Origin of the sequence: Aeromonas sp. MR7, from assembly GCF_963899385.1 — a bacterium.
In the GTDB taxonomy this organism is placed as follows: Bacteria; Pseudomonadota; Gammaproteobacteria; order Enterobacterales; family Aeromonadaceae; genus Aeromonas; species Aeromonas bestiarum.
The window spans coordinates 99266-107424 of sequence record NZ_CAWQXH010000005.1 but is presented as its reverse complement, the minus strand read 5'-3'; the positions used below and the strand labels follow the sequence as shown (position 1 = coordinate 107424).

At 60.8% G+C, this 8159-nt stretch carries 5 protein-coding genes and 1 tRNA gene; 3 read left to right on the top strand and 3 right to left on the bottom strand.

The genetic code is table 11. From position 1 onward, the window contains the following. The first annotated feature begins 50 nt into the window (after positions 1-50). Positions 51-126: transfer RNA gene (locus AACW87_RS03245), tRNA-Val, on the top strand. Between the two features lie 48 nt (positions 127-174). Here AACW87_RS03245 and AACW87_RS03240 read toward each other — a convergent pair. Continuing rightward, positions 175-2280 (bottom strand): methyl-accepting chemotaxis protein, encoded by a 2106-nt coding sequence (locus AACW87_RS03240; protein ID WP_241326549.1) that lies wholly within the window; start codon positions 2278-2280, stop codon positions 175-177. A 141-nt stretch (positions 2281-2421) separates the two neighbouring features. Between AACW87_RS03240 and nadA the strand changes: the two genes are divergently transcribed. Next, positions 2422-3495, top strand: a complete 1074-nt coding sequence (gene nadA / locus AACW87_RS03235; RefSeq protein WP_043138584.1) for a quinolinate synthase NadA — start codon at positions 2422-2424, stop codon at positions 3493-3495. Between the two features lie 69 nt (positions 3496-3564). Here the strand turns inward: nadA and AACW87_RS03230 are convergent, their stop codons facing one another. Together AACW87_RS03230 and gap are read right to left on the bottom strand one after the other, a co-directional pair. Next, positions 3565-4431 carry a D-hexose-6-phosphate mutarotase gene (locus AACW87_RS03230; RefSeq protein WP_241326548.1) on the bottom strand — a complete coding sequence of 289 codons (867 nt, stop codon included), beginning with the start codon at positions 4429-4431 and terminating at the stop codon, positions 3565-3567. A 115-nt stretch (positions 4432-4546) separates the two neighbouring features. Next, positions 4547-5542 carry a type I glyceraldehyde-3-phosphate dehydrogenase gene (gene gap, locus AACW87_RS03225; protein WP_043138590.1) on the bottom strand — a complete coding sequence of 332 codons (996 nt, stop codon included), beginning with the start codon at positions 5540-5542 and terminating at the stop codon, positions 4547-4549. Positions 5543-5887: 345 nt separating this feature from the next. Between gap and malQ the strand changes: the two genes are divergently transcribed. Next, entirely contained in the window at positions 5888-8077 is a 2190-nt protein-coding gene (gene malQ / locus AACW87_RS03220; RefSeq protein WP_241326547.1) for a 4-alpha-glucanotransferase, read from the top strand. Positions 8078-8159: the final 82 nt, after the last annotated feature.

Here is an 8159-nt window from a genome sequence, read left to right as displayed (position 1 = left end):
TGGTCGCTGGTTCGAATCCAGCACGACCCACCATCATTTCAAGAATCCCAGGTCGTTTAGCTCAGCTGGGAGAGCACCTCCCTTACAAGGAGGGGGTCACTGGTTCGATCCCAGTAACGACCACCAGATCGAAAAGCCCGCAACGATGCGGGCTTTTTTTATGGCTGTTTCTCATCAGGTTCTCAACCGATCCAGCTGGGTTGCCAGGGCGCCCGAGGCCTGCTCCAGCTCCTCGCTCAGGCGATGGCTGGCACTGGCCTCCTGTCCCAGGGTGGTGGCGGCATCACCGATGCGCATCAGGTTCTGGTTGATGGTATCGCTGACGGCACTCTGCTGCTCGGCCGCCGTGGCGACCTGGCTGATGTGATCGTGGATCTGCTGGATCTGGGCGACCACCCGGTTGAGCGCCTCGAAGGCCTGCTCCGTACCCTCGACCGTACTGGCAGAGCGGGTGATGCCTGTGCTCATCAATTGCTGGCTGCTGCTCACCTCGGTTTGCAGGCTGCCGATGAGCTGGCCTATCTCGTCGGTGGACTCGCGGGTCTTGGTGGCGAGCGCCCGTACTTCGTCTGCCACCACCGCAAAGCCTCGTCCCATGTCTCCCGCCCGCGCCGCCTCTATCGCTGCATTGAGCGCCAGCAGGTTGGTCTGCTCGGCGATGGCCCTGATCACATCCAGGATGCGGCTGATATTGGTGCTGCGCTGGGCCACCTGGGCCACCGCCTTGTCGGCCTGGTGCATGTCCTCGACCAGGGTATGGATCTCGGTGCGAGCGCGGCTCAGGGTCTGCTGGGCCGTGTTGATGTGATGGGTGGCGGCCTCCGACTCCTGGGCCGCCTGCTCCGCATAACCCGCCACACTGACCGCTGTGGTGCTCATCTGATGCATGGCGCTGACCACGCTCTCCAGCTCTATGCTCTGTTCATCCAGGCTGGTGCGCATGGTATCGGCCGTCTGCTTCATTCCCTGTGCCTGCTGGCGCACTTGCTGTCCAATCTGCTTGCTGCCCTGCACCATGCCGCGCAGCTTGCCAAGAAAGGCGTTGAGCTGGCCGGCCAGTTCGATCAGCTCCTGATGAGTGTCTACCTGCATCTGCTGGGTCAGGTCCCCCTCGTTGCTGGAAAGGTGGGCGACGTGGCGGCTGATGAGCGACAGCGGGGCCGTGATGGTCTGGATAAACCAGATGAGCAGCCCTAGCGCCAGCAGGGTGATGATGGTGACGGCAATCAGCTGTTGCTGCTGGGCGGCTTGCAGCAGGTCGCCCAGCTGGTTGCTGATGGTGTTGGCCTGGCTCAGTGCCAGCGCCTTGGGCACCTTGATCATCAGCCACCACTGGGTATCGGCCGCCTCGATCCGCACCGGTTGCTGCAAGATGAAGTCGGTGTCGGTATCCTGCGCTTGTCCGGTTGGCGCGGTCAGCCCTGCCTCCGTCAACGGGCGGCCCAGCTTGTCGGCGTAACGGTTGCTGCCGACGATGAGCCCCAGCTTGCTGACCAGGGTCACGTCGGCCTGGTTGTCATACAGGCTTTTGCCCAGGCTTTCTGCCAGTTGCTGGAAGATGGGCAGATTCATATCGACACCCGTGATCCCGACGAGCTTGCCCTCCTTGAGGATGGGCACCGTCAGGCTGGTCATCAACACCTTGTTGCCCGGGCTGATTTCGTAGAGGTAGGGTTCCATCAGGCAGGGGCGGCGGGTATCGCGACCACACAGGTACCACTCGCTGTTGCGAATGCCGAATTCATTGACCGAGGTATCGTATTTGGCGTCACTGGCCGCGGCATCAACCTGCTGTTGCGACACTTTCCCGCCCTGATCGCGAACGAAGTAGATCTCCAGGCTGCCCTTGCTGGGGACAGAGTGGGATGCGCCGGACGGCCAGGCGGCATCCTGGCCATCGTAGCTATTGGGCTCAAACTGGGCATAGATGGAGCTGATGCCGCTCGCCTGCTGCAAGCGGCTGCCCAGCAGGGTCTCGACCTGGGGGCGGGAGAGGATGCGATCCGGCTGGGCCATGCTGCCCTCAAGCTGGGCGGCTATTCCCAGCGGCACCTGATAGGACTGCTGCAGCAAGGCGGCTATCTGCACCGCGTAGCGCTCGGCCTGGAACTGCAGGGTGCGGGAGACCTCCTGTTCCAGCGCCTGACGGGTCTGGCTCATTATGTTGCTGCGCAGGGACTGCAGGGAGGAGGATTGTATCAGCGTCATGGCGATGCCGCTGAACAGGAAGAGTCCCATGGTGAGCAGCAGCAGCTTGGTTTTGAGCGAGCGTTGTTTCATTCGACAACTCCTTTTGGCAAGAATGACAACGAATTACTTGAGTATATTCGGACACTTGCGTACCACCCGATTTGTTGATGGGTTTGTGGCCAGCTTCTGGTTATAATTTTTGCCTTTCCGAGCCTTGATGGAACAGTCGCAATGAGCAATGCACTGAGCAATATCCCTCCGGTGGTCGAGATGGACTACCCGTTCCCGGTCAAACCGGCCCCGCTGACCGCCGAGCAGAAAACGACCCTGATCGCAGACATCAAGGCACTGCTTGAAGCGCGTCAGGCCGTGCTGGTTGCGCACTACTACACGGATCCCGAGATCCAGGCGCTGGCCGAGGCCACCGGTGGTTTCGTCGGTGACTCCCTCGAGATGGCCCGTTTCGGTCGGGATCATGCCGCCCAGACCCTGATAGTGGCGGGGGTGCGCTTCATGGGGGAGACCTCCAAGATCCTGAGCCCTCACAAACGGGTGCTGATGCCAACCCTGGAGGCCGAGTGTTCCCTCGATCTGGGCTGCCCCATCGATAAATTCTCGGCCTTCTGCGATGCCCACCCCGACCACATAGTGGTGGTCTACGCCAATACCTCGGCGGCGGTGAAGGCGCGGGCAGACTGGGTGGTGACCTCCAGCATTGCGCTTGAGATAGTCGAGCACCTCGACAGCCAGGGTCACAAGATCATCTGGGGCCCGGACAGGCACCTGGGTGCCTATATCGAGAAGAAGACGGGAGCCCAGATGCTGCGCTGGCAGGGCCACTGCATCGTCCATGACGAGTTCAAGGCCCGTGCCCTGCGCGAACTCAAGGAGCAGAACCCGGATGCGGCCGTGTTGGTGCACCCGGAATCCCCGGCTTCCGTCATCGAACTGGCCGATGCGGTGGGTTCCACCAGTCAGCTGATCAAGGCGGCGAAAGAGCTGCCCCAGCAGAAGCTGATAGTGGCGACCGATCGCGGCATCTTCTACAAGATGCAGCAGGCTTGTCCGGACAAGGAGATGGTCGAGGCACCGACCGGTGGCGATGGCGCCACCTGCCGCAGCTGCGCCCACTGTCCCTGGATGGCGATGAACGGTCTGGTGGCGATCAAGGAGGCGTTGACCGATGGCGCCGAGCGTCACGAGATCCTGGTGGATGAAGCCCTGCGGGTGAAGGCGCTGATCCCGCTGGATCGCATGCTGGACTTTGCCGCCGAGCTCAGGCTCAAGACTCAGGGCAATGCCTGATCCATTGGGGCGTGAGATGTGAAGAGGGCACCCGTTGGGTGCCCTCTTTCGTTATGGGTGCCGTGCAGATCAGAGGATCACGGTAGAGAGACTGTGCTCTTCATCCGGCGCTATGACGATACCGGCCTCGGCCGTGATGGCCGCCTCGACGCAGAGCATGGTGCGGTAGCCGTCGTCGCTCATGTCGGCCATGGCGGTGGCGCCTTCCAGCCAGGGGGTCCAGACCACGATACTGTCGTGGTTGCCGCTGACCACCTGAGTGGTGCGATCGCCATCCTGAACCCGGATCATGGCCTCGGGTTGGTGGTAGACCCGATCAATGGCCGCTGTGAGCGTCAGAGCGCCCTGCTGCTGCGCATCCTGGCCGGTCAGCTTGTCGGCATAAGGCTCGCCCAGTCCGGTCACGCTGACGGCTTCCGGGGCGCTAATCTGCAGATAGGTGTGCAGGGCGGCGCTGTAGGCGATGGGGGCCTTGCCCGTGTTGCGGGTCGTCAGCACCAGCGAGAGCTCCTTGCCGACCAGCACATCCAGTTCCAGCTCGAAGGGGTGAGGCCAGAGGGTGCGGGTCGCCTCGTTGTCACGCAGAGACAGATGGACGAGCGTGCCATCGCCGTGATCGGAGACGCCGTCCAGGGTCCAGAGGCTGGTGCGGGCGAAGCCATGGGACGGTTTGCCGCTGCCGACACGGGCGGGGGCCGGGCCGAACCAGGGCCAGCAGACGGGAATGCCGCCGCGGATGGGCTTGCTGCCATCCAGCACGGCCTTGTCGCTGAGCCAGATCGAGGCGGGTTCGCCGTGGCGCTGGTAGCGCAGCACGTGGGCGCCAAACAGACTGATCTCCGCCTTGGCATCGCCATTGTCGATGGAGAGCAGGGGCTGGCCAGCCGCATTGTGGCTGAGGGTACAGTGGGCAGTCAGAGAGCGTGTCGGTTGCATGAGGACTCCTGTGCTCGCGCACATTCAGAAGATAGGGTCGGAAAATCCACGATCCAGAATACAAAAAGGCGGCCCATGGCCGCCTTTTTCAAGCTACTTGATTGCGCATCCCAAATTACTTGGAGATGTGAGCGATCAGGTCCAGAACTTTGCTGGAGTAGCCCATTTCGTTGTCGTACCAGGATACAACTTTAACGAACTTGTCGTTCAGTGCGATACCGGCTTTGGCATCGAACACGGAAGTCTGACGCTCGCCCAGGAAGTCAGTGGAAACCACTTGATCTTCGGTGTAGCCCAGCACGCCCTTCATGGAGCCTTCGGAGGCTGCTTTCATGGCTGCACAGATTTCAGCGTAGGTAGCGGCTTTCTTCAGGTTGACGGTCAGGTCAACAACAGACACGTCCGGAGTCGGTACGCGGAAAGCCATACCGGTCAGTTTGCCGTTCAGTTCCGGGATAACAACGCCAACAGCCTTGGCAGCACCGGTAGAGGACGGGATGATGTTCTGAGCCGCACCGCGGCCACCGCGCCAGTCTTTGGCAGACGGACCATCAACGGTCTTCTGGGTAGCAGTGGTAGCGTGGACAGTGGTCATCAGGCCGGATTCGATACCGAAGGTATCGTTCAGAACCTTGGCGATCGGGGCCAGGCAGTTGGTGGTGCAGGAAGCGTTGGAAACGATGTCCTGGCCAGCATAGGTAGCGTCGTTAACACCCATGACGAACATAGGGGTAGCGTCTTTGGACGGGCCAGTCAGAACCACTTTCTTGGCGCCGGCAGCGATGTGCTTGCGAGCAGTCGCGTCGTCCAGGAACAGACCGGTGGCTTCGGCAACAACGTCAACACCGATGGCATCCCACTTCAGGTTGGCCGGGTCACGCTCAGCGGTAACACGTACGGTTTTGCCGTTGACAACCAGGTTGCCGTCTTTGACTTCAACGGTGCCCTTGAAGCGGCCGTGAGTGGAGTCGTACTTCAGCATGTAAGCCATGTAGTCAACGTCGATCAGGTCGTTGATACCAACCACTTCGATGTCAGCACGCTCAGCGGCCAGACGGAAGACGAAACGGCCGATGCGGCCAAAACCGTTAATACCTACTTTGATAGTCATATTTGGTTACCTAACTGTTCAGTAGTCAAAGAAAATTCCGTTTGTAAATTTACTAGAACTCCCCCGTGAGTCAACCAACAATCTGTCTGAAATTGCGCTATATCATGAAAAACTGTGAAATTTATTTTCGGTTTATGTAACTGACTACCAACTTTTGTCGAAAATGTCATCGGCTGGTTCGCGTCACGGAGATCAACAATAGTGCCTGTTCTGTCACACAACCAGCCAGACAGATGTGTAAAAATGTGCGCGGTTTAGCATGGCCGAAAAGCCACTGTTCAAGTACCACCCATAAAAATTAATCAAAATAGTATAGATAGAATCCACAGCGGGAATTCTCAAACTATGACCACCCTGATTGAACAGCTGGCTGCCGCCAAAGGCATCGCCAGCGAGTATGTTGATGCCTGGGGCCACCCGGCCCAGGTATCCGAAGAGAGCAAGGCCGCCATGCTGGGCGCCATGGGTTATCGCGTCGATGACGAGGTCGCCCTGACGCAGCAGCTGGAGCAGGAGCATCGCCAGCACTGGTTGCGCGCGCTGGATCCCGTGATGGTGGTCCGCAGCGGTGAGCCCATCACCCTCGAAGTCCGTCTGCCCATCGATTTCGTCAATGACGCCCTCACCTGGCAGCTCGTGCTGGAACAGGGGACTGTGTTGTCCGACCAGCTCACCCCCATCGAGGGTGAGCTGGTCGGTGTCGCCGAGTTCGAAGAGATGGAGTGCCAGGCCTATCGCGTGGCGCTGGCGGTGCAGCCCGAGCTGGGTTATCACCAGCTGACCCTGCTGGAGGAGGGCAACGACGAGCCGCTCGCCAGCATGCGTCTCATAGTCGCGCCCAAATCCTGTTACAAGCAGGCGCCGATTGCCGAAGGCCGCAAGGTATGGGGCCCGAGCGTGCAGCTCTACTGCCTGCGCAGCCGCCACAACTGGGGCATGGGCGATTTCAGCGATCTTGGCCAGCTGGTCGAGAAAGCGGCCGCCTGGGGGGCCCACTTCGTCGGCCTGAACCCCATTCATGCCCTCTATCCGGCCAACCCCGAGAGTGCCAGCCCTTACAGCCCCTCTTCCCGTCGCTGGCTCAATGTGGCCTACATCAACGTGGAGGTCGTGCCCGAGTTTCTGGCCAACGATCGGCTCAAGGCGGAGGTCGCCAATCCGGCGTTCCAGCAGCACCTGAACGAGCTGCGCGCCAAGAGCAACGTGGATTACACCGGCGTCATCGAGACCAAGATCGGCATGCTGCGTCAGGTGTTCGACCAGGCCAGCTTCGGCGCCGAGCGCCAGGCCGGCTTCGATGCCTTCGTGGCGGCCGGTGGCGACAGTCTGCAACAGCAGGCGGCCTTCGATGCCCTGCAGGCCCATTTCTATGGCAAGGGCGAAAACGCCTGGGGCTGGCCGGTATGGCCCGATGCGTACCGCGATTACCACAACCCCGAGGTGGCCACCTGGGTCGCCGCGCACCAGCATGACGTGAACTTCTATCTCTACCTGCAGTTCCTGGCCGATGAGCAGCTGGCGCAAGCCGATGCCCGCGCCAAGGCTGCCGGCATGGTGATGGGGATCTACCGGGATCTGGCGGTCGGTGTCTCCGAAGGCTCCACCGAGATCTGGGCCAACCGGGATCTCTACTGCCCGAAAGCCTCGGTCGGTGCGCCGCCCGATATTCTGGGCCCGCTCGGCCAGAACTGGGGTCTGCCCCCCATGAACCCGAACCAGCTGTTTGAAGCGGCTTACCAGCCCATGGTGGATCTGTTCCGCGCCAACATGCGCTCCTGCGGCGCGCTGCGCATCGACCACGTGATGGCCTTGCTGCGCCTGTGGTGGGTGCCGCCCGGAGAGTCAGCCGCCAAGGGGGCCTACATCTATTATCCGGTCAACGATCTGCTGGGGATCCTGGCGCTCGAATCCCACCGCAATCAGTGCCTGCTGATCGGTGAAGATCTGGGAACTGTGCCGGAAGGGATAGACGTGACCCTGAAAGAGAACGGCGTCCACTCCTACAAGGTGTTCTTCTTCGAGCGCTCCAAGGCCGACGGCGGCTTCATCTCTCCCGCTCACTACACCGAGCAGGCGATGTCGGCCCTGACCACTCACGACATGCCGACCCTCAAGGGCTTCTGGCATTGCGACGATCTGGCGCTGGGCCGCGAGCTGGGATTGTATCCGGATGAAGACGTGCTCAAGACCCTGTATGCTGATCGCCACCAGGCAAAACAGCGGATCCTCGACAGCCTGCACGCTCATGGGGTCATCTCTGACAGCGTCAGTCATGACGTGAACTGGGTCGGCATGAACACCGAGCTCAACCATGGGCTGCAACTGCATATGTCCCGCGGCAGTTGTGCCCTGTTCAGCACCCAGCTGGAAGACTGGCTGGAGATGGACAAGCCGGTCAACGTGCCGGGCACCAGTTATGAATACCCCAACTGGCGTCGCAAGCTGTCCACCGATCTGGAGGATATTTTTGCCAATGAAGCGCTCAAGGCGCTGGCAGGCAAGATGAGCCAGGCCCGTGATGAGGCCAGTCGTTGAGCCACTGCCGACAAAACGTGACTCACTTACATCCGCTTCGGCCCTGGCCGGAGCGGATGCTCAGCTATGAAAGGAAATCTCG